Here is a 22,779-nt window from a genome sequence, read left to right as displayed (position 1 = left end):
TCCGCGGAGCGCTGAGAGCGCTGCTACGCCGTGACCTTGGCGAGGACGTCCGACTCGCGCAGGACCAGCAGGTCCTCGCCGTCGATCTTGATCTCGGTGCCGCCGTACTTGCTGTACAGGACCTCGTCGCCCTCGGCGACGTCGAGCGGGATCCGCTTCTCCCCCTCGTCATCCCAGCGACCGTCGCCGACGGCGACGACCTTGCCCTTCTGGGGCTTCTCCTTGGCCGTGTCGGGAAGCACGAGACCGCTTGCGGTGGTCTCCTCCTCCTCGACCGCCTTCACGATCAGACGATCGCCGAGGGGCTTGAGCTTCGACATGTGATGCAACCTCCGGGGTGGGAAGAGCGTTCGCTGTGACGACTTGGCACTCACGGCATGAGAGTGCCAACTGGCGTCCACTATAGCCACCCGCGGACGGAATGGAAAGGAGGATTTGGCACTCCCAACGGGGGAGTGCCAAGAGCGATCAGTTCTGCGCGCCGCCGATGCCGTGCAGGCGGTCGCGGATCGTCGGCGGGCGCTCGATGATCTGCGAGAAGCGCACGACGGTGACCGTGTCGTCGAGCGAGACGGTGCGGTCGTAGATCTGCTCGAGGAAATGGATCATCTCCTCGGTGCGGCGGAACTCCGGGTTGTCGTGCTCGATGTCGCGCGGGCTGAGGTCGCGCACGCGCTTGACCTCGACGGCGTCGATCACGGCATGGAAGATCCGCTCGCGGGGCGAGTACTGGTAGCCGATCGTCACCAGCACGCACTCGTTCTTGTGGTACTTGTGCGACTTGTCGCCGAGGCGGATCGTGGCGGTCTTGCGCCCGTTCCGCAGCTGGTCGGCGAAGACGGCCGAGTAGAAGTTCAGGACTCGCACTGCGACACCACCCTATCGTTCCTGCGCGATCGCGGACAGCGCGCGCTCGACCATCTCGCGCTCGCCTCTGTAGCTGAGCGCTCTGGCCGCCTCCGCCAGCGGCATCCAGCGCGCTTCCTCGACCTCGTCGTCGTGGTCGTCGAGGCTGCCGCGGCGGTAGTCGAAGAGGAAGAAGCGCACCATCTTGAAGATCCGCTGGCCGTCGCGCTGGTAGAAGTAGCGCACGTCGCCGAGCTTGCTGACCAGCTCGGCGTCGACGCCGGCCTCCTCGCGCACCTCGCGCGTCGCCGCCTGCTCGGCGTTTTCGCCCGGGTCGACGTGGCCCTTCGGCAGGCCGAGCACTCTCTGGCCCTGCGCGCCGCGCCGCGTCGGCACGATCACGATCACCTCGTCGCCGCGCACGACGACGCCGCCGGCCGACAGCTCGCGGCCGTCGTTCTCAGTAGACATAGCGCTCGAGCGCCGAGGGGTCATGGACGGTGAGCTTTCCCCGGCCCTGCTCGATCACACCCGCGCGTTCGAGCACGGCGAGGAAGCGGCTGGCCGATTCGCGCGAGGAGCCGGCCAGCTTCGCTATGTCGGCCTGGGTCGCGGAGACGAGCACGTCGCGGTTGCCGGCGCCCTCGTCCTGCGCCTCCTTGACGAGCTGCATCACGACCGTCGCGACGCGGCTCTGGACGGTCTGGAACGACTGGCTGGAGATGCGCTCGTTGGCGGCGCGCAGCCGCCGCCCGAGCGAGATCACGAGCTTGACCGCGATGTCCGGGTGCTCGCGCATCAGCCGCCGCATGTCGGAGCCGAGGATCGCGATCGCCTCGACCTCGTCGAGCGTCTCGACGGTCGCCGAGCGGCGCTCGTCCTCGAACATCGCCAGCTCGCCGAAGATGTCGCCGGGACCGAAGTTGGCGAGCGTGATCGTGCGGCCGTCGGCGTGCTCGCGGATCACGCGCACGTGGCCGCGCTTGAGCACGTAGCAGGTGTCGCTGGCGTCGTTCTCGCGGAAGATCACGCGGCCCGGCTCGTAGCGGCGCGGGACGGCCACTTCCGCCACGCGCGACAGCTCCTCCGGGCCGAGCGCCTCGAACGTCGGCACCCGCGCCAGGAGCGCGACGGTGTCCTCGGTGCTCGTAGCCACCCCAGGTATGTATCAGACGCCGCCCCCTTCGCGGAGGCGGCGGCGTCGTATCTCCCGCGTTTCGGGGGGTTTCCCCTAGGCGCCGTCGAGCGCCTGCTCGCGCCGGCGGCGGCGCGAGGCGCGCGCGAGCGGCCACGCCAGCAGCGCCAGCAGCGCGACCGGCACCAGCGCCGCCGCCGCGATCACGATCACGCCGGCGGTGACGGCGAGCACGCGGCCGGCGTCGCCGAGCGCGCTGCCGGGCGTGAAGCTCGCGCCGCCTCCGCCGCTGCCGTCGTCCGCGGTCGCGCGCACGGTCAGGTCGACGCGGCTGTAGTCGACGCGGCGGTCGAGCGCGCGCTGGCTGCGCTGCAGCGCGGCGATCTGCTGCTCGACGCTGCCGAGGCGCCCCTTCAGGCGGTCGATCTCGTCCGCGTCGCTCGTCTTCGCGAGCGCGCTCAGCAGGCCTCTGCGCTCGGCCTCCGCGCCGTCCAGCTTGCGCGCGACGGAGACGTACGTCTGGTTGACGTCGAGCGTGTCGTCGGTGCGCGACAGCACCTGCGCGTCGGGCAGTCTCGACAGCTGGCCGAGCGCGGCCTGCAGTCTCGCGGCGGGGATCCGCAGCTGGAAGCGCGCCTCGCCGCCGCCCGTGCGGGTGGCGACGGTCGACTCGTCGACGATCCCGCCGGCGCGGTCGACGACGCCGAGCACGCCCTGGGCGACGTCGTCGACCTTGTCGGCCGGCGCCCCCAGCTCGACGGTCGAGGACTGCTCGACCTTGCGGCCGGCCGTCGCGTCGGCCGGGGGCGCGGCGCGGTCGGGCGCGGCGGCGCCCGCGGCGGCGTCGGCATCGGGCGCCGCCGACTCGGGCGCGGTCGCCGGCGCCTCGCCCGGAGCGGACGCGCCCGATCCGGCTGACGAGTCGAGCGCGCTCGAGCTGCCCGCGGAGGAGGCCGGCCGGTCGCCGCTGCTGTCGAGCGAGTTGAACGCCACCAGCAGCGCCAGCACGGCCGTGAGCGCGACCCCGGCGAAGGCCGGGACGAGCGGAAGGCGGCGCACGCGGGCAGGGCGGGTCGGCGCCGCCCCGCGCGCGGCGTCGCGCGCCGCCGCGCCCGCGAATCTGCGCTCCACGCGCGCGTCGAGCGCGGCCGTGAAGGACGACGACGGGCGCGGCGCCTCGGCGACCAGCAGCGTCGCCAGCTCGGCCAGCTCGGCGTCCTCGGGCGCGATCGCACCGTGCGGGTTGCCGAGCAGCGCGGCGTCGATCGCCGCCAGCTCACGCGCGGCGACGGGGTCCAGCTGCTCACGACGGCGCATGGCAGGCCTTCCTCAGCTTGGTCATCGTGCGATGCAGGAGCGTGCCGGCGTTCGACTCGCTGACGCCGATCAGCTTCGCGATCTCGGCGTTGGAGAGGCCGGCGTGGAACTTCAGCGCGACCAGCTCGCGCTCGCGCGCATCGAGCGTCTGCAGCGCGGCGCGGACGGTCGTGCGCGCGAGCGCCGCGTCGGTCGCGTCGTCGGCGACGTCGCTGCGCTCGTCGGCCGGGTCGGCGGCGAGCGTCGCGTGGCGTCTGCGCCTGCGCAGCTCGTCGAGCGCGGCGTTGCGCGCGATCCCGAACAGCCAGGCGCGCTCGTTGCCGCGCCGGCGGTCGAACGTGCGCCGACGGCGGTACGCGCGCTCGAACGCGAGGGCGGTGACGTCCTCGGCCGCCGCCGCGTCGCGCAGCAGCGTCGCGACGTACGCGTACACGTCGTCGCGACTCGCGCGGTAGAGCGCCTCGAAGCGCTCCCAAGAGCTGTCCACGGCCGTCGGCGTGGCGGTCATGGTGGCGTTCACACCGGCACTACGCGCCGGCAGCCGACTCCGTCACAAAGAAATTCGCCCCCACGTCGTCACGCGGGCGCGGCGTGGCGGCTCAGCCGGCGGCCGGGAACAACCGCGGGTCGTTGGTGATGACGCCGGTCACGCCCATCGCCACCAGCTTCGCGATCTGCTCCGCGTCGTCGACCGTCCAGACGTACAGCTCGCCGCCGGCGCGCGCGATCTCGTCGACCAGTCTCTGCGTCACCAGCCGCCAGTGGACCATCAGCGCGTCGCAGCGTCTGGCGCGCAGCGCCTCGACCGCGCGTCTCGGCAGCGCCTGGCGCATCACCAGCACCGCCCCGTAGGCGGGCAGCTTCAACAGCGCCGAGGTCGTGTAGTCGCGCTTGGCGCGCGGCACCGACCAGCCCAGCCGCAGCGCCGGCTCGTAGGCGCGGATGCGCGCGAGCGACTGCGGATAGGTGGTCGAGATCAGCGTCCGCCCGACGAGCCCGTGGGAGCGCAGCGCGTCGACGACGCGCAGCTCGTAGCCGGGGATCTTCAGGTCGACGTCCAGCTCGATCCCGTCGAAGGCGGGCCCGGCGAGGTGGGCGAGGCCGTCGCCGAGGCCGAGCACGTCGGCGCGGGCGGCGTCCTCGTAGTCGTGCGCGAGCAGCAGGCGGCCGCGCGCCGGGTCCGGTCTGCCGTCGGCGCCGAGCCCCGGCAGCACGTCGAACTCGATCATCTCGACGCCGGCCGTACGCGCGGCGTCGAAGCTCGCGAGCGTGTTGCCGGGCGCGATCAGGTCGGCGCCCTTGTGGCCGACGCGCTTGGTCTTCAGTGCTGACATCCCGGGCACCAGTAGGTCGTGCGATTGTCGTCGCCCTGGCCGCGCGCCTTGATCCGCGTGCCGCAGCGCGGGCATGGCATCCCCGTGCGTCTGTAGACGTGGCGGTCGCCGCGCTCGACGCGGCCGCCGCTCGACGGCACGGCGGCGGCGAGCATCCGCGGCCGCGCGTTCTCGACGATCGCGACCGCCTCCTCGTCGCTGACGTCGCGCACGCGCCGCCACGGGTCGATCGCGGCGCCCCAGCAGCCCTCGGCCTTCCAGATGTTGCCGATGCCGGCGACGTTGCGCTGGTCCAGCAGCGCGTCGCCGATGCCGCGCGTCTGGTCGTCGGCGCGCAGTCTGCGCAGGAACCGCTGCGGCTCCCAGTCGTCGGCGAGCAGGTCGGGGCCGAGCGCCCGCAGGCGCGCGTCGAAGCGGGTGCGCGACTCGGTCATCAGCTCCAGCAGCGGCCCGTCGAACTCGACCACCTCCTGGCCCTTGGCGCGCAGCACCAGCCAGGCGCGGCGGGGCGCGCGGCGCCAGCGCGCCCCGACGGGGTGGACGGCCCAGGCGCCGGTCATGCGCAGGTGCGAGTGGAGCGTCAGGTCGCCCTCGAAGCGCAGGAACAGGTGCTTGCCGTAGGGATCGATCGAGAGCACGCGCCGCCCGTCCAGCCGCTCGGGCCAGCGGTCGGCGGCGTGGCGCGGGTGCGGCGTGCGGATCTGCTCCGGGACCTCTCCCTCCAGGACCGGCCGGATCCGCCGCGCGGCACGCAGGATCGTGTCGCCTTCGGGCATCTCCACAGAGTACGAAGCGCCGGGCGGCGCGGGTGAACGATCTGCGAACACCCGCGCCGGGCTCAGCGGCTCAGCACCACTGGTACTCGTAGCCGCTCGTGCTCGGAGCGACGACGTCGCGGTCGCGGTAGACGATCGAGATGCTCGCCCCCCGCGCCGTGCAGGCGCTTCTGAAGAAGCTGATCGGCAGGACCGTTCTGCCGTTCGCGTCCTCGGTGTTGTCGTTGTACTCGATCTCGTACACCTGGTTGCCGTAGGCGTCGGTGTAGTCGCCGCACTCGGTCCACACCTCGCACTCCTCGGCGATCGCGAAGTCGAAGCCGATCGACGCCTTCTGCGACGCCAGCTCGACCGCGTTCTTCTGCGCGATCGCGAGGTTGGCGGTGTGGGCGCGGCTGGCCAGCAGCGTCGCGAACGCTCTGTTGTTGGCCTTCGTGATGAGGCTTCTGGAGCGGGTCCAGGAGTCGAGGTTGTCGGGCTCGACCGCCTGGAAGCCGTCGCTGGCGCATCTGTCGATCCAGGGGCCGACGATCGCCAGCAGCGAGGTGCGCTTGGCTGCGGTCGAGGTGTCGAGGATGTACTCGTCGGGCCAGTCGGGGTCGATCACATATCTGCCGTTCTTTCTGAGGAGCAGATCGGAGTGGTTTCTCGTCCACCAGGTGGCGTCGTCGGGCTGCGTCTGGAAGGCGTTGACGTAGCAGACGTTGTACTTGCCGCTGACGGGCGCGGCGAGGCGGTCGCGGTCGACGATTCTGACCGTCGACACCGGTGTGTAGGCCGCGCCGATCTGGTAGTCGAACTGGCCGTTGGCGGGCGGCAGCGTGTATGCCCCGGACGCTGACGAGCAGGCTGCGAGCAGCGCTGCGAGGACGGCGATCGCGAGCGCGATCGGATGGAGCCGGCGAGTGCGTGAACGCACGTGAATCCCCCTTCTGCCTGCCGACCCCGCCTCGAGCCGGCTGCTCTGGCGTGAATGGGCGCCGGGCTGGTTACCGGCTGGGGGCAGGCGTCGCGCCGAGGATGCCGCGTGAGATTGCGTGCGTCAAGCGGTAGTGTGCGCGAATGAGCACAAAACAGTCACTTTCGCTCATCAGAACCGCACTGAAGGTGCAGGAGACCTTCGTTCCGCGCGCCGCGGTGCCGGCGATCGACGCGCACAACCACCTCGGCAGATGGCTGTCCTCGTGGGTCGGGCGCGACGGCGACTGGTCGATCGCCGACGTGCCGGCGCTGCTGGCGCTGATGGAGATGGTCGACGTCTGCGCGATCGTCAACCTCGACGGTCGCTGGGGCGCGGAGCTGGAGGCCAACCTCGACCGCTACGACCGCGCCCATCCCGGCCGCTTCGCGACCTTCTGCCACGCGCCCTGGGAGGAGCTGGCGGCGCGCCCCGCGGCGGCCGCCTCCGACGCGCTCGTCGCCTCGCTGCGCGCCTCCCACGCCGCCGGCGCGAAGGGGCTGAAGGTCTGGAAGGACCTCGGCCTCGGCGTCAGAGACGGCGACGACCGGCTCGTGATGCCCGACGACGCGCGCCTCTTCGACCTGTTCGAGGCGGCCGGCGAGCTGGGGCTGCCGGTGCTGATCCACACCGCCGATCCCGTCGCCTTCTGGTGGCCGGTGGACGAGGCGAACGAGCGCTGGGACGAGCTCGGCGCTCATCCTGAGTGGGCGTTCGGCAGACCTGGTCTGCCCTCCTACGACGCGCTGATCGACGCGCTGGAGGCGCTCGTCGCCGCCCATCCGCGCACGACCTTCATCGGCGCGCACATGGCCTCCGCCGCCGAGGACCTCGCGCGTGTGGGGAGGATGCTCGACGACCATCCCAACCTCGTCGTCGACGTCTCCGCGCGGATCGCCGAGCTGGGCCGTCAGCCGCGCGCGACGAGACGGCTGCTGGAGCGCCACCCGACGCGCGTCCTGTTCGGCAGCGACGCCTTCCCGCCGCGGCGCGAGATGTACGAGCTGCACTGGCGCTTCGCCGAGAGCGACGACGAGCAGTTCCACTACCACTGGGATCCCGCCGAACCGTGGCCGTCGGGCCGCTGGCGGATCTCCGGCCTCGATCTGGCTCCGGAGCTGCTCGAGCCGTTCTACGCCGGCAACGCCCGCCGCGTCCTCGCAAATGCTGGGATTTGACGATTGCGAACGCATCAGATGCTTGCATTTGATCGTTTACTGAGCTATTCATTCACAAATGAGCATCACATCTGACGAGATCTCGACGCAGCCCGCCGACTGGCGGCGGGCCGTCTCGCTCGCCGAGGGAGCCGCCGAGCTGCTGCCGGCAGCCGGCGAGCGCGTCGCCGTCGTCGGCTGCGGGACGTCGCTCTTCATGGCGCAGGCGTACGCCGCGCTGCGCGAGGGCGCCGGCCTCGGCGAGACCGACGCCTTCGCCGCGTCGGAGCTGCCCGAGGCGCGCTGCTACGACGTGCTCGTCGCGATCACCCGCTCCGGCACGACCAGCGAGGTCACGCGCGTGCTGCAGCGCTCGGCTGCCGCGCGCACCGTCGCGCTGACCGCCGTCGTCGACACGCCTGTCGGCGCCGCCGCCGGCGCCGTCATCGACCTCGGCTTCGCCGACGAGCGGTCGGTCGTGCAGACCCGCTTCGCGACGACCGCGCTGGCGCTGCTGCGCGCGCAGGTCGAGCCCGAGGCGGTGCTCGCCGCCGCCGACGACGCGCAGCGTGCGCTGGAGCTGCCGCTGCCGCTCGATCCCGGCGCCGTCGAGCAGTGGTCGTTCCTCGGCCTCGGCTGGACCGTCGGCCTCGCGCACGAGGCGGCGCTGAAGCTGCGCGAGGCGGCGCAGGCGTGGGCCGAGTCCTACAACGCCTTCGAATACCGGCACGGGCCGATCAGCGTCGCTGCGCCCGGCCGGGTCGTCTGGTCGATGTCCGCGCTCGACGCGGCCATCGTCGAGCAGATCGGCTCCACCGGTGCCAACCTGGTGGTGCCGGAGCTGGACCCGATGGCATCGCTCGTGCTGGCACAGCGGGCGATGCTGGGGATCGCGGAAGCACGGGGCCTCAACCCCGACACGCCGCGGAACCTGACGCGATCGGTGGTCCTCAGCGAGGAGGAGCTCGAGGTCCTGACGTGAGGTACCCGGGTGCGGCCCCTGACGGCCCGGTCATGTCGAGCGGAGAAGAGAGAGGCTGAGTGCAAGTGCGGACACGGAACAGAGCACGCATCGCGGTGATGGCGCTGCTGGCGGCGGTGGTGGCGCTGGTCGTCGCCGGCTGCGGCAGCTCCGACGACGGCGGCGGCAGCGGCGGGGGCGGCGACGGCGGCGGCCCGGTCGAGATCACCTTCTGGCACGGTCAGAACCAGACCGCCAAGCAGACGATCGAGGCGCTCGTGAAGAGATTCAACGCGACGCACAGAGACGTCGTCGTGAAGGCGGAGGTCGGCGCCCCGTCCGACAACCTCTACCAGAAGATGACGGCCGCGCTGGCCGGCGGCAAGTACCCCGACGTCGTCTACCAGTTCGGTCCCAACGTCGCCTCGCTGGCGCGCAGCCCGAAGGCGCTCGACCTGACCGACGCGGTCAGAGACGCCAGCTGGAACTGGGATGACTTCTACCCGCCCGCGCGTGAGGCGGTCACCGTCGACGGCAAGATCCGCGCCGTCCCGGCCGTGATCGACTCGATGGCGGTCGTCTACAACAGAAGACTGTTCAGAGCGGCCGGCATCGCCGAGCCCAGAGCGGGCTGGACGTGGGACGACTACCGCGAGATCGCGCAGAGACTGACCGACAGCGGCAAGGGCCAGTTCGGCACCGGCTGGCCGGCCGTCGGCGACGAGGACACCGTCTGGCGCCTGTGGCCGATGATCTGGCAGCTCGGCGGCGACGTCACCGCCGAGGACAACACGAAGGCCGGCTTCTCCGGCGAGTCGGGCCTGAGAGCGTTCACGACGATCAACGACATGGCCGTCGCCGACAAGTCGGTCTACCTCGACAAGACCGCGGGCAGCGAGAAGATGTACGCGCTGTTCAACAACAACCGCATGGGCATGGTCCCGACCGGCCCGTGGCAGCTGCCCGTGATCGAGCAGGCGAGAGTCGACTACGGCGTCGTGCCGATGCCGAGCTTCTCCGACAGACCGACGACGATCTCCGGTCCCGACACCTGGATGCTGTTCGACAACGGCGACGCCCGCGCGAGAGCCGCGCAGGAGTTCGTCCAGTGGCTGACGCAGCCCGAGCAGGACGCCGAGTGGGACGTCAACGCCGGCTCGCTGCCGCTGCGCAGAAGCACCGCCGAGCAGCCGATATGGAGAAGACTGGCGCAGTCGCGCGTCGGGCTGGACACGTTCGTCGCGGCGCTGGAGGATGCACGTGTGCGGCCGGTGATCCAGGCCTACCCGAAGCTCTCCGAGGCGACCGGCAGCGGCATCGTCGCGGTCCTGCTCGGGACCAAGGATCCGCAGGCCGCGCTCGACGAGGCGGTCAGCGGCGCGGACGAGGCGCTCGCCGGCGACTGACCGTGTCGACGGTCTTCGCACAAGGACCCCGGGGCGACGAGGCACGCCGCGACAGCGGCGTGCCGCCCCACCGCCGGCTGGTCGAGCGCGTCTTCGGCGAGACGCCCTCGGCCTGGCTGTACCTGCTGCCGGCGGTCGTGATCATCGTCGGGCTGGCGATCGTGCCGGTCTTCTGGTCGCTGCTGCTGTCGTTCCAGGACAAGGACCCGATCGCCGAGACGACCTCGTGGGCCGGGTTCGACAACTACAGAGAGCTGTTCCACGACGAGAAGTTCCGCGGCGCGGTCGAGCACACGATCACGTACACCGCGCTGTTCGTGCCGCTGTCGATCCTCGGCGGGCTCGGGCTGGCGCTGCTGCTGAACAAGCGCGTCCGCTTCATCGGCGTCTACCGCACGCTCGCGTTCGTGCCGGTGATCGTCTCCGCGACCGTCCAGGGCGTGCTCTTCTCGGTCATCTTCGACGACCAGGTCGGCGTCGCCAACGGCCTGCTCGACAAGGTCGGGATCGCGCCGCAGCCGTTCTTCTCCGACGGCAGACAGGCGCTGCTGCTGCTCGTGCTCGCGGGCCTCTGGGCCGGCACCAGCTGCATCAGCTTCTGCGCCGTGATCTTCCTCGCCGCGCTGCAGGACATCCCCAGAGAGCTGACCGAGGCGGCGTCGATCGACGGCGCGCGCGCGTGGGGGACGTTCAAGGCGGTGACGGCGCCGGCGCTGGCGCCGGTGACGATCTTCCTGCTGCTGTGGCAGACGGTCCAGGGGATCCAGCTGTTCGACCTCGTCTACGGCTCGACCGCCGGCGGCCCCGGCGACGCGACCGTCGTGGTCGTCTACTTCATCTACCGCTCGATCCGCGAGTCGGCCTACGGCACCGGCGCGGCCGCGTCGTACATCGTCGTCGCCGGCCTGGCGGCCATCGGCCTCGCCTTCTGGCTCGGCAGATTCGCCGTCTCGCGGCGCGGCAGGGGGGCGACGGCATGAGCGCGGTCGCCTCGCGCCGCCGCGGCCGCGAGCAGCTCGACTCGCCGGCCCGCCCGGTCGCCGCCGGGCCGGTCAAGAAGGGCTGGCGCTGGCTGCCGTTCGACCCCTGGCACCTGGCGCTGGCGCCGGCGACGCTGCTGCTGGCGGCGCCGCTGCTGTGGATGCTGCTGGCCTCGTTCATGAGCGCCCAGCAGCTGTACAAGTTCCCGCCGACGATCATCCCCGGCTCGCTCCACCTCGACGGCTATCGCTTCCTGTTCGAGGACACCGAGATCTCGACCTGGTTCCTCAACTCGCTGATCGTCTCGTCGGTCTGCGTCGTCGCGAACGTGCTGTTCTGCTCGATGGCCGGCTACGCGTTCGCGCGGATGAGATTCCGCGGCTCCGGCATCACGCTCGGGATCATGCTCGCGACGATGGTGATCCCGTTCCAGCTGACGCTGATCCCGACCTTCATCATCTTCGAGCACCTCGGCATGATCGACACGCTGTGGTCGCTGATCGTGCCGTCGCTGGTGACGCCGTTCGGCGTCTTCCTGCTGCGGCAGTTCTTCCTGTCGCTGCCGCCGGAGCTGGAGGAGGCGGCCTACATGGACGGCTGCTCGCGCTGGAAGATCCTCTGGACGATCGTGCTGCCGCTGGCGCGGCCTGCGCTGGCGACGGTCGCCGTCGTCACCTTCCTGCTGACCTGGAACGACGTCTCGTGGCCGGCGATCGCGATCTCCAGCGAGGCGCACAACACGCTCCCGCTCGGCGTCGCGTCGTTCAGAAGCCGCTCGGAGCAGAACCCGTCGGCGATCATGGCCGCGAACGTGATCGCGACGCTGCCGGTGCTGCTCGCGTTCCTCGCGGCGCAGAAGACGTTCGTGCGCTCGATCGCCTCGGGCGCGGTGAAGGGGTAGTCATGACGTGCACGTGCACTGAAAGCGGAGTGAACTGATGGGTGCCATCCACCTCAACGGCGTCTCGAAGGTCTACGAGGGCGGCGTGGTCGCCGTCGACGACGTCTCGCTGGAGGTCCGCGACGGCGAGTTCATGGTGCTCGTCGGCCCCTCCGGCTGCGGCAAGTCGACGCTGCTGCGGATGATCGCCGGGCTCGAGCGCGTCTCCGGCGGCCAGGTCGTGATCGGCGACACCGACGTCACGCACGTCGCCCCGCCCGACCGCGACATCGCGATGGTCTTCCAGAACTACGCGCTCTACCCGCACAAGACGGTGCGCGAGAACCTTGCCTTCGGGCTCAAGCAGCGCAAGGCGCCGAAGGCGCTGATCGAGGAGCGCGTCGCCGACGCGGCGCGGATGCTGGGGCTGGAGGAGATGCTGCAGCGCAAGCCGTCGCAGCTCTCCGGCGGCCAGCGCCAGCGCGTCGCGATCGGCCGCGCGATGGTGCGCGAGCCGAGCGCCTTCCTGCTCGACGAGCCGCTCTCCAACCTCGACGCGAAGCTGCGCACGACGATGCGCGGCGAGCTGGCGCGGCTGCACGAGCGGCTCGGCATCACGACCGTCTACGTGACCCACGACCAGGTCGAGGCGATGACGCTCGGCACGCGCGTCGCGGTCCTGCGCGGGGGCGTCGTGCAGCAGTGCGCCTCGCCGCAGGAGCTGTACCGGCGGCCGCGCAACCTGTTCGTCGCGGCCTTCATCGGCTCGCCGGCGATGAACCTGGTCGAGGCGCGGATCGAGGGCGGCTGCGTCCGCTTCGCCGGGCTCGCGATCCCGCTCGCCGACGGCTCGCCGCTGCGCGGCGCCGCGCGCGACGTGATCCTCGGCGTGCGCCCGGCGGCCTTCACCGCAGACGGTCCGCGCGCCGACGAGGCGCTGCCGCGGATCGAGGTCGTGCCCGACCTCGTCGAGCACCTCGGCGACGAGGTCCACGTCAGCTTCGGCCTCGACGCGACGCCGGTCCAGGGCGACGCCGTGCTGGCGGCGGAGGAGGACGTCCACGCCACGCGCCTGCTGGTCGAGGACGCGCCCCGCGCCCGCTTCGTCGCGGTGCTCGACGGCCGCACCGCGCCGGTCGCCAAGCAGCCGATGTCGCTGCGCGTCGACAACGAGCAGCTGTACTTCTTCGACCCCGCCAGCGGCGAGGCGCTCGGGCTCGCCGCCGAGCCGAGCGAGCAGCCGGCCGCTGCCTAGACGGTCTCGACGCTGACGCCGGCGGCCGCGATCGCGCGCAGCTCGTCGGCGTCGGCCTCTCTCGTCGTGATCAGCACGTCGACTCTGGCGAGGTCGTGGATCCGCGCGAGCGCGGTCGCTCCGACCTTCGAGCCGTCGGCGACGACGATCACGCGCGAGGCGCGGTCGATCAGCATCCGGTTGGTGCGCGCCTCGACCTCGCGGTGGGTCGTGAGGCCGGCGCCCGAGCTGATGCCGTCGACGCCGACGAACGCCAGCTCGACGTTGAGCTGCGCGAGCGTGTCGTCGGCGAGCGGGCCGACCAGCTCGTAGGAGGCCGCGCGCGCGACGCCGCCGCTGACGATCAGGCGGATGTTCGGCCGCACCGCCAGCTCGGCGGCGATGTTGATCGCGTTCGTGACGACCGTCAGCTCCTGCAGCTGCACGAGCATGCGGCCGACCTCGGTCGTCGTCGTGCCGCCGGTCAGCGCGACCGTCGCGTTGTCGCTGACGTGCGCGACCGCCGCGCGGGCGATCCGCAGCTTCTGCTCGCGGTTGAGCGAGCCGCGGTAGCGCAGCGGCAGCTCGTAGAGGCCGTTGATCGCGACCGCACCGCCGTGCGTGCGCTCCAGCAGCCGCTGCTCGTGCAGCGTCTGCAGGTCGCGGCGGACGGTCGCGGGCGAGACGCCGAGCGCCTCGACGAGGTCTTCGACGTCGACGCTGCCGCGCTCGGCGAGATGCTCGAGGATGCCGCCGAGGCGTTCTGCGCGATTCATGCTGGAACGAAGCCTAACGTCGGGGGTGGTCAGGAGAGGCGTTGCACCGCGGCCTGCGCGGCGAGCGTGCGGGCGCGGCGCGGGTCGAGCCGGCCGGCGCCGGCGCGCTCGGCGTTCGCGGTCGCCGCGCCGAGCGCCAGCGGCAGAGCCGCCTGCCAGCGCTCGGAGGCGTCGACGAGCGCGTCCGCGCCGCCGTCGAGCGCGACCAGCAGGCCGCCGAGGAAGGAGTCGCCGGAGCCGTTGGGGAACGGGCCGCGGACGTCGAGCGAGCCGCGGAAGAGGCGGCCGTCGGGGGCGATCAGGTAGGCGCCGTCCTCGCCGGCCGTGACGACCGTCGCGGGCGCGTCGAGGCCGAGCGCGTCGCGTCTGGCGGTCAGTCTCTCGTGCAGCGCCTGCACCGCCGCACGCGGCTCCTCGTGGCCGGTCAGGTCGCGCGCCTCGACGGCGTTGACCTTGACGAGGTCGGGCGCCGCGCCGAGCGCCGCCGACAGCGCCGCGCCGGCCTGGTCGACGGCGACGCGCGCGCCGGTCGAGCGGGCGCGCTCGACCAGGTCGGCGCTCGCGCGGGCCGGGATCCCCTGCGGCAGCGAGCCCGAGATCGACGCCCAGCTGGCGCCGGAGAGCGCGCTGACGCGCTCGGCGAAGCGCTCCCACGCGGCCGGGTCGGTCGACTCGCCGCGCTCGTAGAACTCGGTCGGGCGGCCCGACTCGGGGTCGGCGGCGGAGAGCGAGCTGCGCGTCTCGCCGGTCGTCCAGACGACGTCGGCGCGGATCGCGTTGTCGAGCAGCTCGTCGGCGATCCAGCGGCCGGCGTGGCCGGCCAGCAGCGCGATCGCGCGCACGTCGCCGCCGAGGGACGACGCTGCGCGGGCGACGTTCAGCCCCTTGCCGCCGGCGACCTTCACCAGCTCCGAGGGGCGGTGGATCGCGCCGACGCGGACCTGGTCGGCGACCAGGAAGAAGCGGTCGATCGAGGGATTGGGAGCGAGCGCGGCGATCATCTGAGCAGTTCCTTCGCGAGCGTGGCGGCTTCGTCGAGCGTCGCCTGGGCTGCGGTGCCGCCGGCGGCGCGGGTGGAGAGCGTGCCGGCCGCACAGGCGAAGGCGAGCGCATCGCGCAGCGGACGACCGTCGACCAGCGCGCGGACGATACCGGCGTCGAAGCTGTCACCGGCTCCGACCGCGTCCGCGAAGGCGGCGATCCCGCTCGGAACCGCGATCTCGGCGCGGTCGCCGTGCTCGTCGCCGGGGAACGGAAGGCGCGCCCCGCCGAGCGCGAACGCGCCCTGCGCGCCCTGCTTGACGGCGACGAGCGCGCCGCCGGCGGCCAGCTCGGCGGCGGCCGCGGCGAGCGCTGCGCCGGCGTCGTCGCCGGCCGTGGTCGCGTCGCGGCCGGTCAGCCGCAGCGCCTCGGTCGCGTTCGGCAGCAGCGCGTCGGCGCTGGTGAGCCAGGCGGGCAGCTCGAAGCGCTCGTCCGGGTCGAAGTTGGTGTCGACGGAGACGGTCGCCTTGGCCGCGTGCGCGGCGTCGACGATCGCGCCGCCGTCGCGCGCGAGCGCGGGCAGCAGGTAGACGGCGGCGAGGTGGACGTGGCGCGGACGGCGGCGCTCGATCGCGGCCGTCGCGTCGGCGGCGGTCAGCGCGACCATCGCGCCGCGCTCGGTGTAGATCGCGCGGTCGTCGCCCGCGAGCAGGTGGATCGAGAGGCCGGTGCGGCTGCCGGCGACGGTCGTCAGCTCCGTCGTCTCGACGCCGTGCTCGACCAGCATCCGCCGTGCGGCGACGCCGAAGTCGTCGTCGCCGATCGTCGCGCAGAGCGCGGTGCGCAGGCCGATCCGCGCCATCCCGGCGGCCGCGATGCCGGCCGAGCCGCCGAGCACGAGGCGCATCTCGGCGTCGCGCTCGGCCTGGCCCCAGCGCGGCGCGAGGTCCGCGCCGCTGACGAGCAGGTCGGGGTTGAGGTCCCCGACCACGAGCACGTCGAGCTGCTCGGTCAAGCGCGCAGACCCTCCGGCAGCAGATCGCCGTGGGCCGCGATCAGCTCGTCGACGAGCGCGGCGGTCTGGTCGAGGTTGAGCGTCCCCGCGGTCGCCGGGTCGAGCATCGCGGCGTGCAGGACGTGGTCGCGGCGGCCCTCCAGCGCGGCGCGGACGGTCATGTCGGCGACGTTGAGGAAGCTGCGGTTGAGCGCGGCGAGGTGCGACGGGTAGTCGTGCACGGGTGTCGGCCGCACGCCGGTTCTGTCGACCAGGCAGGGGACCTCGACCGCCGAGCGCGCCGGCAGGTCGCCGAGCAGGCCGTTGTTCTGCACCGTGCCGTAGATCACCTGCGGCTTGCCCGTCACCATCGCGTGGACGATCAGCGAGGCGTACTCGAGGCTGCGCTCGAGCGGGAACTGCGCGCCCTCGGCGAGGCCCTTCTTGATCTGCTCGTACTCGGCGAGGTTCTCCTCGCTGCGCTCGATGTAGTCGCCGACCTTGAGGCGGAAGCGGTCGACCAGCTCGTCGTCGCGCAGGAACCACGGCAGGTACTCGGCGCTGTGCTCGCTCGACTCGGTCGGGAAGTAGCCGAGCCGCGTGAACAGCTCCATCCGCACGCGCCGCTGCAGGTCGGGGTCGGCGGCGAGCTTCGCGCGCAGGCGCGGGTAGAGGTCCTCGCCGTCCTGCTCGAAGCGGAGGATGAACGCCTGGTGGTTGACGCCGGCGCCGAGGAAGGTGACGTCCTCGAACGGCACGCCGATCAGTCTCGCCAGCTCCAGCGTGGTGTGCTGGACCGAGTGGCAGAGGCCGACGACCTGCTTGTGCGGCGAGCCCTCCGCGTACGCCTGGCAGAGGATCGACATCGGGTTGGTGTAGTTCAGCAGCCACGCGTTCGGCGCGAGCTCGGCGAGGTCCTCGCCGATCCCGAGCATCACCGGGATCGTCCGCAGCGCGCGGAAGATGCCGCCGATCCCGAGCGTGTCGCCGATCGTCTGGCGGAGGCCGTATCTGGCCGGGATCTCGAAGTCGAGCAGCGTCGAGGCGTGCATGCCGACCTGGACCATGTTGATCGCGAAGTCGGCGCCGTCGAGCGCCTCGCGGCGGTCGCTGTGGGTCGTGATCGTCGCCTTGCCGCCGAGCTGGGCGTCTGTCCAGCGCGCCATCGCCGCCGCCGTCTCCAACCGCTCCGCGTTGATGTCGTAGAGCGCGATGTGGGTGTCGGCCAGCTCCTCGAAGGCGAGCAGGTCGCCGAGCAGCTCCCGCGTGAAGACGACGCTCCCGGCGCCGATGAACGTGATCTTGACCATGGCGGACAGCCTACACTGCGCAATCCTGATCGGCTAGGGTTCAAAACGAGCAAGATCAATCGTTCTGAGCGACCGGCGCTGCTCACGCGCCGTCTCCACGAAGGGAACCCATGGCGATCGACTCTCCCCTCTTCCTGCTCGCCTTCGACCACCGCTCCGGTCTCGTGCGCGGGCTGCTGCCGGGGCAGGAGACGCGCGCAGGCGAGCTGCTGCCGGATGCCAAGCAGGTGATCTACGAGGGCGCCGTCGCCGGGCTCGCGCGCTCGGCGGGCGGTGCGGCGGACGCTGGTGCGGGCGATGCGGTCGCGTCCGCTGCGCGCGGCGTCGCGGGCGTGCTCGTCGACGAGCAGTACGGCGGCGGCGTCGTGCCGCGCGCGAAGGCGGCCGGCCTCGCGACCGCGGTCGCGATCGAGGCGAGCGGCCAGGACGAGTTCGAGCTGGAGTACGGCGACGACGCCGCGGCCCACATCGCGGCGCTCGCGCCGACCTACGCGAAGGTGCTCGTGCGCTGCAACCCCGGCGGTGACGCGACCGCCAACGCGCGCCAGTGCGAGACGCTCGCCGCCGTCTCGGAGCTGGTCGCCGCCGGGCCCTCCGACCTCCTCTTCGAGCTGCTCGTGCCGCCGACGACCGCGCAGCTCGACAGTGTCAACGGCGATCGGGACCGCTACGACGCGGAGCTGCGCACGGAGCTGACGATCGCGACGATTGACGCCTTCCAGCGCGCCGGCGTGCAGGCGCCGCTGTGGAAGCTGGAGGGCTTCGAGACGGTCGCCGAGGCCGAGGCGGTCTCTGCCCAGGCCGGCGTCCCCTGCATCGTGCTCGGCCGCAACGCCCCGCAGCCGCGTGTCGAGCACTGGCTCGCGGTCGCCGCCGCCGCGCGCGGCTGGGAGGGCTTCGCGATCGGCCGCTCGATCTGGTGGAGAGCGATCGGCGCCCTGATCCACGACGGCCTCCCGCGCGACCAGGCGGTCACCGAGATCGCCGACGGCTACGCCCAGGCGATCGACGTCTACCTGGCGGCGGAGGCGAGCGCCGCCGCAGCCTGAGCCCACGGCGCTGCCGTTGGAGCCCCGCGGCCGGGTGTCCGAACCAGCCCCGGTCGATTGCTGTCGTCCATCGACAGCGATCGACCGGGGCTCACGCCGTCAGCGTGAGCCGCCTCGGGCCGGCGCTGAAGCCGACCTCGGCCAGCATCGCCTCCCAGCGGGTGCCCATCACCGACTCGCCGTTGACCTTCTCCAGCGCGATCCGTCTGATGCGGCCGGCGCGGGTGTGGTCGGCGAGCGCCAGCAGCGCGGCCATCACGCGCGCGTCGTCGTCCGCGGACAGCACCTGCAGCGCCTTGCCGCCTCTCTCCAGGTAGACGACCGGCTCGGCGCCGGCGATCACGACCGTCGCCCCAGGCACGCGCGCGGGCCGGCGGGTCTCGCCGTCGCGCTTGGGCCACGGCAGCGCGGCCCCGAACGGCTGCGCCGGGTCGGTCGCCGCCAGCACGATCGGCGCGGACTCCTCCGGCGCTCTCTGTGCGCGCAGCCGCTCGACCGCGCCCGGCAGCGCGAACTGCGCTCCGCCGAGCCCCTCGACGAAGTAGCCGCGGCGCGCGACGCCGAGCGTCTCCAGCTGCGACAGCTCCGGGTAGAGCGCCGAGAAGCCGCCCGGCACGCCCTCGGCCAGCACCAGCTCGCGCGTCACGATCCCGTAGCGCTCCAGCAGCAGCTCGCCGAGCGCGCGCCGCTTCGCGCTCGGGTCGCTCGGCACGCCCGGCGCGGGGCGGAACAGCGGCTCCGTCAGCGACCAGCGTCCCTGCAGCTCAGCCCGGCCGGCGCCGCGTCGTGACGAGAACCGCCCCGGCCGGCCGGCGCGCGCGGCGGCGCGTCGCTGCGCTCTCACCAGCGTCATCCGCGGCGCGCGCAGCGGTGAGAAGGCGTCGTTGGTGACCTCGCCGGCCCAGGCGAGGTCCCACAGCGCCTCCTGGATCTGCTCGGGCGAGACCGACAGGTCGACCAGCAGGTCGGTGAAGAAGCACGAGCCCTGCGCCAGCCGCTCGCGCACCGCGAGATGCTCGGGCAGGTCGAGCGGCGGCGCTCTGCCGGGGATCGGCGGCGGGCCGATCAGCGCCGCGTCGTCGCGGAAGTAGAGCGCGACCTTGCCGTTGGTGCGGCCGAGCGCGCCGGCGCCGACCCAGACCAGCTCGCCGCTCGCGCACAGCTGGTCGATCCAGGTCGTCGAGTAGGCGCCGACGCGCCGCGGCAGCACCTCGTTCTCCCACGCCGACGGCGTCAGCGCAAGCCCCTGCAGCGGCACGAGCTGCTCGCGCAGGCGATCGATGCCGGCACCGCCCGGCGGATGCTTGTCGACGCCCTGCCACGACGGCAGGAAGGTCGCGAAGGCGCGCTGGTCGGCCGGCTCGATCTCTCTGCGCAGCACCGCGAGCGACGCCCGCCGCAGCCGCCGCAGCACGTCAGAGTCGCACCACTCGCGCGTGCCGCTGATCCCGCCCGGCCGCAGCTCGCCGCGGACGATCTCGCCGTCGCGCTCCAGCGCTCTCAGCGCCGGCGTCGGATCGAGCCCGAACCGCGCGCGTGGCTCGTCGGTCGTGAACGGGCCGTGCGTCTGCGCGTAGCGGCGCAGCAGCTTCAGCAGCGCGTCCGGCACGTTCGCGACGAACGCCTCCGGCAGCCCGCCCGGCGGGACGACGCCGAGCGCGTCGCGGTACAGGCCGGCGTCGGCGGCGTCGATCCAGCGCGGCTCGCCGCCGACGCGCACCCGCACCGCACGGCGCTCCCGCTCCAGCTCCGCCAGCCAGGCCTCCGCGGCCGCCGCCGCGTCGCGCCCGTCGTCGCGCGCACCCGCGCCGCTCGTGTCGCGACCGTTCGGCGCGACCCGCTGCGCCGCCTCCGCCGCCGTCAGGTCGCCGACGCGTCGCAGCACGTCGTGCAGCTCGTCCTTCGTCGTCGCGCGCGTCCGCTCGGAACGCTGCTGCAGGTCGTCCTCGACCTGGTCGAGCGCGTCGGCGTCGATCAGGTCGCGCAGCTCCTCCTGGCCGAGCAGCTCGCGCAGCAGGTCGCGGTCGAGCGAGAGCGCGGCGGCGCGCCGCTCGGCGTTGGGCGTGTCGCCCTCGTACATGTACGTCGCGACGTAGTCGAACAGCAGCGAGGAGGCGAACGGCGAGGCGGTCTGCGTCTCGACCTCGACCAGGCTCAGCTCGCGCCGCTGCAGCTGCGTCAGCAGCTCGCGCAGGCCCGGCAGGTCGAGCACGTCGCGCAGGCACTCGCGGTAGGTCTCGAGGATGATCGGAAACTCGCCGTAGCGCTTGGCGACCTCCAGCAGGTTCTGCGACTTCAGCCGCTGCTGCCACAGCGGCGTGCGCTTGCCCGGGTACGCCCGCGGGATCAGCAGCGCGCGGCCGGCGTTCTCGCGGAAGCGCGCGCCGAACAGCGCGCTCGACGACAGCTCCGCGACGACCGCGTCCTCCAACGCGTCCGGCTCGATCAGCGCGAACTCCGCGCCGGGCGGCTCGTCGGCGTCGGGCAGGTGGACGATGATCCCGTCGTCGGACCAGATCGCGTCGGCCTCCAGACCCAGCTCGTCGCGGATCTTCGCGCTCAGCGCCAGTCCCCAGGCGGCGTGGATGCGGCCGCCGTAGGGGGAGAGGATGCACAGCCGCCAGTCGCCGATCTCGTCGCGGAAGCGCTCGACGACGATCGTGCGATCGGACGGGATCACGCGCGTCGCCTCCTGCTGCTCGCGCAGGAAGTCGAGCAGGTTGCGCGCCGCTCTCGGGTCGAGGTCGTGGCTGGCCGCCAGTCTCTCGGCCGACTGCTCGACGGCCCAGCGGCTGAAGGCGCCGATCGCCTCGCCCAGCTCCTTCGGCCGCCCGATCCCGTCGCCCTTCCAGAACGGGACCGCACCCGGCACGCCCGGTGCCGGCGTCACGATCACGCGGTCGCGGCCGATCTCCTCGATCCGCCAGCTCGACGCGCCCAGCAGGAAGACCTGGCCCGGCCGCGCCTCGTAGACCATCTCCTCGTCCAGCTCGCCGACGCGGCGGCCGTCCGGCAGCGTGACCATGTAGAGGCCGCGGTCGGGGATCGTTCCGGCGTTCGTGACGGCGAGCTGGCGGGCGCCTCTGCGCGGCCGCACGACGCCGGCGATGCGGTCCCAGACGATCCGCGGCCGCAGCTCCGCGAACTCGCTCGACGGGTAGCGGCCGTCGAGCATGTCGAGCACGTTCTCCAGCTGCTGGCGGCCCAGCTCGCCGTAGGAGTGGGTGCGCGTGACGCGCGCGTACAGCTCGTCGACGTTCAGCTCCTCCTCGGCGGCCGCCATCGCGACGACCTGCTGCGCGAGCACGTCGAGCGGGTTGCGCGGCACGACCGTCGGCTCGATCGCGCCCTCGCGCATCCGCTGCGCGACGACCGCGCATTCGAGCAGGTCGGCGCGGAACTTCGGGAAGATGCGGCCCTTGCTGGTGTCGCCGACGTTGTGGCCGGCGCGGCCGATCCGCTGCAGGCCGGCCGCGACCGACTTCGGCGACTCGACTTGCAGCACGAGGTCGACGGCGCCCATGTCGATCCCCAGCTCCAGCGAGGAGGTCGCGACGATGCAGGGGATCGCGCCGGCCTTCAGCTGCTCCTCGACGACCAGCCGCTCCTCGCGCGCGAGCGAGCCGTGGTGCGCCCGCGCTATCTCCAGCACGGCCCGGCGCGCGTCCTCACCCTCGGCGTCCTCGCCCTCCGGCGGCTCGTTCGCCAGCTCGTTCAGCCGCAGCGCCAGCCGCTCGGCCGAGCGGCGGTTGTTGACGAAGATGATCGTCGAGCGGTGCTCCTGGACCAGCCGCAGCAGCTCCGGGTAGATCGCCGGCCAGATCGAGCGCCGCGTCGCCTCCCCGCCGGCGACCGGGTCGAGCGGGTCGACGTCGGGCGTCTGCTCCGGCTCGACCATCGATTCGACGGGGACGTGGATCTGCAGGTCCAGCGGCTTGCGCACGCCGGTGTCGACGATCCGGCATCTGCGCCGCGGGCCGACCATGAAGCGGCCGACCTCCTCCAGCGGGTTCTGCGTCGCCGACAGCCCGATCCGCTGCACCCCCGCGCGGCCCTCCGCCTCCCCGACGAGCGCGTCGAGCCGCTCCAGCGTCAGCGCCATGTGCGCTCCCCGCTTGGTCCCGGCGACGGCGTGGATCTCGTCGAGGATCACCCATTCGGCACCGGTCAGGATCTCGCGCGCTCTGCTCGTCAGCATCAGGTAGAGCGATTCCGGCGTGGTGATCAGCACGTCGGGCGGGTTGCGCACCATCGCCGCCCGCTCTCTCTGCGGCGTGTCGCCGGTGCGGATCGCGACGCTGATCCCGCCGTCGGGCGCGATCCCCTGCAATGGCGCGCGCAGGTTGCGCTCGATGTCGTAGGAGAGCGCCTTCAGCGGCGAGACGTAGATCAGCCGCGTCCGTCTCTCACCCTCCGGCAGCGGCGAGGCAGCCAGCCGGTCGAGCGCCCACAGGAACGCGGCAAGCGTCTTGCCGGAGCCGGTCGGCGCCGATATCAGCACGTGCTCCCCGGTCGCGATCGCCGGCCACGCCTGCGCCTGCGCCTCCGTCGGCGTCGCGAACGCACGCATGAACCACTCCCGCACGGCGGGCGTGAACGATCTCAGCGCTGTTCTCGCGGAGGAGGCCATCGACTCGGATACGAGCCTAGCGACCGGACGGCTCGCTGGCGAACAGATGTTCGA

Annotated in this window: 21 protein-coding genes; 7 read left to right on the top strand and 14 right to left on the bottom strand. The window is 72.5% G+C overall.

The window, feature by feature from the left end; translation table 11 throughout:
• Positions 1 to 23 precede the first annotated feature (23 nt).
• The 9 genes from groES to Q7L73_RS05490 all read right to left on the bottom strand — a co-directional run bounded on the left by groES (position 24) and on the right by Q7L73_RS05490 (position 6,327).
• The gene (gene groES / locus Q7L73_RS05530) at positions 24 to 320 is read right to left on the bottom strand and encodes a co-chaperone GroES (protein WP_304686626.1); all 297 of its coding nucleotides are present in this window, start codon (positions 318 to 320) and stop codon (positions 24 to 26) included.
• Between the two features lie 148 nt (positions 321 to 468).
• The gene (locus Q7L73_RS05525) at positions 469 to 867 is read right to left on the bottom strand and encodes an ASCH domain-containing protein (RefSeq protein ID WP_304686625.1); all 399 of its coding nucleotides are present in this window, start codon (positions 865 to 867) and stop codon (positions 469 to 471) included.
• Between the two features lie 12 nt (positions 868 to 879).
• Positions 880 to 1,317: an NUDIX hydrolase gene (locus Q7L73_RS05520; RefSeq protein WP_304686624.1), complete on the bottom strand. Its 438-nt coding sequence runs from the start codon at positions 1,315 to 1,317 to the stop codon at positions 880 to 882.
• Positions 1,307 to 2,002: a Crp/Fnr family transcriptional regulator gene (locus Q7L73_RS05515; protein WP_304686623.1), complete on the bottom strand. Its 696-nt coding sequence runs from the start codon at positions 2,000 to 2,002 to the stop codon at positions 1,307 to 1,309. Before Q7L73_RS05515 ends, Q7L73_RS05520 begins: the two co-directional genes overlap by 11 nt.
• 75 nt (positions 2,003 to 2,077) lie before the next feature.
• The gene (locus tag Q7L73_RS05510) at positions 2,078 to 3,298 is read right to left on the bottom strand and encodes a DUF4349 domain-containing protein (protein ID WP_304686622.1); all 1,221 of its coding nucleotides are present in this window, start codon (positions 3,296 to 3,298) and stop codon (positions 2,078 to 2,080) included.
• Entirely contained in the window at positions 3,285 to 3,785 is a 501-nt protein-coding gene (locus Q7L73_RS05505) for an RNA polymerase sigma factor (protein ID WP_304686621.1), read from the bottom strand. The genes Q7L73_RS05510 and Q7L73_RS05505 overlap by 14 nt, the downstream gene beginning before the upstream one ends.
• A gap of 112 nt (positions 3,786 to 3,897) precedes the next feature.
• Positions 3,898 to 4,632 carry a glycerophosphodiester phosphodiesterase gene (locus Q7L73_RS05500; protein ID WP_304686620.1) on the bottom strand — a complete coding sequence of 245 codons (735 nt, stop codon included), beginning with the start codon at positions 4,630 to 4,632 and terminating at the stop codon, positions 3,898 to 3,900.
• Entirely contained in the window at positions 4,620 to 5,408 is a 789-nt protein-coding gene (locus Q7L73_RS05495) for an Fpg/Nei family DNA glycosylase (protein WP_304686619.1), read from the bottom strand. The genes Q7L73_RS05500 and Q7L73_RS05495 overlap by 13 nt, the downstream gene beginning before the upstream one ends.
• Positions 5,409 to 5,478: 70 nt before the next feature.
• Positions 5,479 to 6,327, bottom strand: coding sequence for an endo alpha-1,4 polygalactosaminidase (locus tag Q7L73_RS05490; protein WP_304686618.1), 849 nt, complete (start codon positions 6,325 to 6,327; stop codon positions 5,479 to 5,481).
• Between the two features lie 143 nt (positions 6,328 to 6,470).
• Between Q7L73_RS05490 and Q7L73_RS05485 the strand changes: the two genes are divergently transcribed.
• From Q7L73_RS05485 to Q7L73_RS05460, 6 genes are all read left to right on the top strand, one after another.
• Positions 6,471 to 7,544, top strand: coding sequence for an amidohydrolase family protein (locus Q7L73_RS05485; RefSeq protein ID WP_304686617.1), 1,074 nt, complete (start codon positions 6,471 to 6,473; stop codon positions 7,542 to 7,544).
• A gap of 58 nt (positions 7,545 to 7,602) precedes the next feature.
• Positions 7,603 to 8,505, top strand: coding sequence for an SIS domain-containing protein (locus Q7L73_RS05480; protein WP_304686616.1), 903 nt, complete (start codon positions 7,603 to 7,605; stop codon positions 8,503 to 8,505).
• Positions 8,506 to 8,570: 65 nt separating this feature from the next.
• Positions 8,571 to 9,890 carry an ABC transporter substrate-binding protein gene (locus tag Q7L73_RS05475; RefSeq protein WP_304686615.1) on the top strand — a complete coding sequence of 440 codons (1,320 nt, stop codon included), beginning with the start codon at positions 8,571 to 8,573 and terminating at the stop codon, positions 9,888 to 9,890.
• A gap of 59 nt (positions 9,891 to 9,949) precedes the next feature.
• Positions 9,950 to 10,870: a carbohydrate ABC transporter permease gene (locus Q7L73_RS05470; RefSeq protein WP_304686614.1), complete on the top strand. Its 921-nt coding sequence runs from the start codon at positions 9,950 to 9,952 to the stop codon at positions 10,868 to 10,870.
• Complete coding sequence (locus tag Q7L73_RS05465) at positions 10,867 to 11,772, top strand: carbohydrate ABC transporter permease (RefSeq protein ID WP_304686613.1); 906 nt, start codon at positions 10,867 to 10,869, stop codon at positions 11,770 to 11,772. Before Q7L73_RS05470 ends, Q7L73_RS05465 begins: the two co-directional genes overlap by 4 nt.
• A 37-nt stretch (positions 11,773 to 11,809) precedes the next feature.
• Positions 11,810 to 13,006 (top strand): ABC transporter ATP-binding protein, encoded by a 1,197-nt coding sequence (locus tag Q7L73_RS05460; protein ID WP_304686612.1) that lies wholly within the window; start codon positions 11,810 to 11,812, stop codon positions 13,004 to 13,006.
• Here the strand turns inward: Q7L73_RS05460 and Q7L73_RS05455 are convergent.
• From Q7L73_RS05455 to Q7L73_RS05440, 4 genes are read right to left on the bottom strand one after another with little or no spacing between them, the layout of a single operon-like run.
• Entirely contained in the window at positions 13,003 to 13,761 is a 759-nt protein-coding gene (locus Q7L73_RS05455) for a DeoR/GlpR family DNA-binding transcription regulator (protein ID WP_304686611.1), read from the bottom strand. The two genes, Q7L73_RS05460 and Q7L73_RS05455, sit on opposite strands and share 4 nt — an antisense overlap.
• Before the next feature lie 29 nt (positions 13,762 to 13,790).
• Positions 13,791 to 14,762 carry a 1-phosphofructokinase family hexose kinase gene (locus tag Q7L73_RS05450; protein ID WP_304686610.1) on the bottom strand — a complete coding sequence of 324 codons (972 nt, stop codon included), beginning with the start codon at positions 14,760 to 14,762 and terminating at the stop codon, positions 13,791 to 13,793.
• Positions 14,759 to 15,757, bottom strand: a complete 999-nt coding sequence (locus Q7L73_RS05445) for a carbohydrate kinase family protein (protein ID WP_304686609.1) — start codon at positions 15,755 to 15,757, stop codon at positions 14,759 to 14,761. The genes Q7L73_RS05450 and Q7L73_RS05445 overlap by 4 nt, the downstream gene beginning before the upstream one ends.
• Positions 15,754 to 17,046 (bottom strand): alpha-glucosidase/alpha-galactosidase, encoded by a 1,293-nt coding sequence (locus Q7L73_RS05440; RefSeq protein ID WP_304686608.1) that lies wholly within the window; start codon positions 17,044 to 17,046, stop codon positions 15,754 to 15,756. Before Q7L73_RS05440 ends, Q7L73_RS05445 begins: the two co-directional genes overlap by 4 nt.
• Positions 17,047 to 17,156: 110 nt before the next feature.
• Between Q7L73_RS05440 and Q7L73_RS05435 the strand changes: the two genes are divergently transcribed.
• The gene (locus tag Q7L73_RS05435; protein ID WP_304686607.1) at positions 17,157 to 18,095 is read left to right on the top strand and encodes a 2-deoxy-5-keto-D-gluconate 6-phosphate aldolase domain-containing protein; all 939 of its coding nucleotides are present in this window, start codon (positions 17,157 to 17,159) and stop codon (positions 18,093 to 18,095) included.
• 91 nt (positions 18,096 to 18,186) lie between these two features.
• Here Q7L73_RS05435 and Q7L73_RS05430 read toward each other — a convergent pair whose 3' ends face one another.
• Positions 18,187 to 22,725 (bottom strand): DEAD/DEAH box helicase, encoded by a 4,539-nt coding sequence (locus Q7L73_RS05430; RefSeq protein WP_304686606.1) that lies wholly within the window; start codon positions 22,723 to 22,725, stop codon positions 18,187 to 18,189.
• Positions 22,726 to 22,779: the final 54 nt, after the last annotated feature.

Origin of the sequence: Conexibacter sp. CPCC 205762 (assembly GCF_030646155.1) — a bacterium.
Classification (GTDB): domain Bacteria; phylum Actinomycetota; class Thermoleophilia; order Solirubrobacterales; family Solirubrobacteraceae; genus Conexibacter.
This window is presented reverse-complemented; position numbering and strand designations above follow the sequence as displayed.

Excerpts from the sequence above, each read along its gene's own strand:
- Q7L73_RS05500 (WP_304686620.1), bottom strand. The coding sequence starts at position 4,632 with ATGTCAGCACTGAAGACCAAGCGCGTCGGCCACAAGGGCGCCGACCTG.
- Q7L73_RS05455 (WP_304686611.1), bottom strand. The coding sequence starts at position 13,761 with ATGAATCGCGCAGAACGCCTCGGCGGCATCCTCGAGCATCTCGCCGAG.
- Q7L73_RS05450 (WP_304686610.1), bottom strand. The coding sequence starts at position 14,762 with ATGATCGCCGCGCTCGCTCCCAATCCCTCGATCGACCGCTTCTTCCTG.
- Q7L73_RS05440 (WP_304686608.1), bottom strand. The coding sequence starts at position 17,046 with ATGGTCAAGATCACGTTCATCGGCGCCGGGAGCGTCGTCTTCACGCGG.
- Q7L73_RS05465 (WP_304686613.1), top strand. The coding sequence starts at position 10,867 with ATGAGCGCGGTCGCCTCGCGCCGCCGCGGCCGCGAGCAGCTCGACTCG.
- Q7L73_RS05430 (WP_304686606.1), bottom strand. The coding sequence starts at position 22,725 with ATGGCCTCCTCCGCGAGAACAGCGCTGAGATCGTTCACGCCCGCCGTG.
- Q7L73_RS05495 (WP_304686619.1), bottom strand. The coding sequence starts at position 5,408 with ATGCCCGAAGGCGACACGATCCTGCGTGCCGCGCGGCGGATCCGGCCG.
- Q7L73_RS05435 (WP_304686607.1), top strand. The coding sequence starts at position 17,157 with ATGGCGATCGACTCTCCCCTCTTCCTGCTCGCCTTCGACCACCGCTCC.
- Q7L73_RS05485 (WP_304686617.1), top strand. The coding sequence starts at position 6,471 with ATGAGCACAAAACAGTCACTTTCGCTCATCAGAACCGCACTGAAGGTG.
- Q7L73_RS05460 (WP_304686612.1), top strand. The coding sequence starts at position 11,810 with ATGGGTGCCATCCACCTCAACGGCGTCTCGAAGGTCTACGAGGGCGGC.
- Q7L73_RS05480 (WP_304686616.1), top strand. The coding sequence starts at position 7,603 with ATGAGCATCACATCTGACGAGATCTCGACGCAGCCCGCCGACTGGCGG.
- Q7L73_RS05510 (WP_304686622.1), bottom strand. The coding sequence starts at position 3,298 with ATGCGCCGTCGTGAGCAGCTGGACCCCGTCGCCGCGCGTGAGCTGGCG.
- Q7L73_RS05520 (WP_304686624.1), bottom strand. The coding sequence starts at position 1,317 with ATGTCTACTGAGAACGACGGCCGCGAGCTGTCGGCCGGCGGCGTCGTC.
- groES (WP_304686626.1), bottom strand. The coding sequence starts at position 320 with ATGTCGAAGCTCAAGCCCCTCGGCGATCGTCTGATCGTGAAGGCGGTC.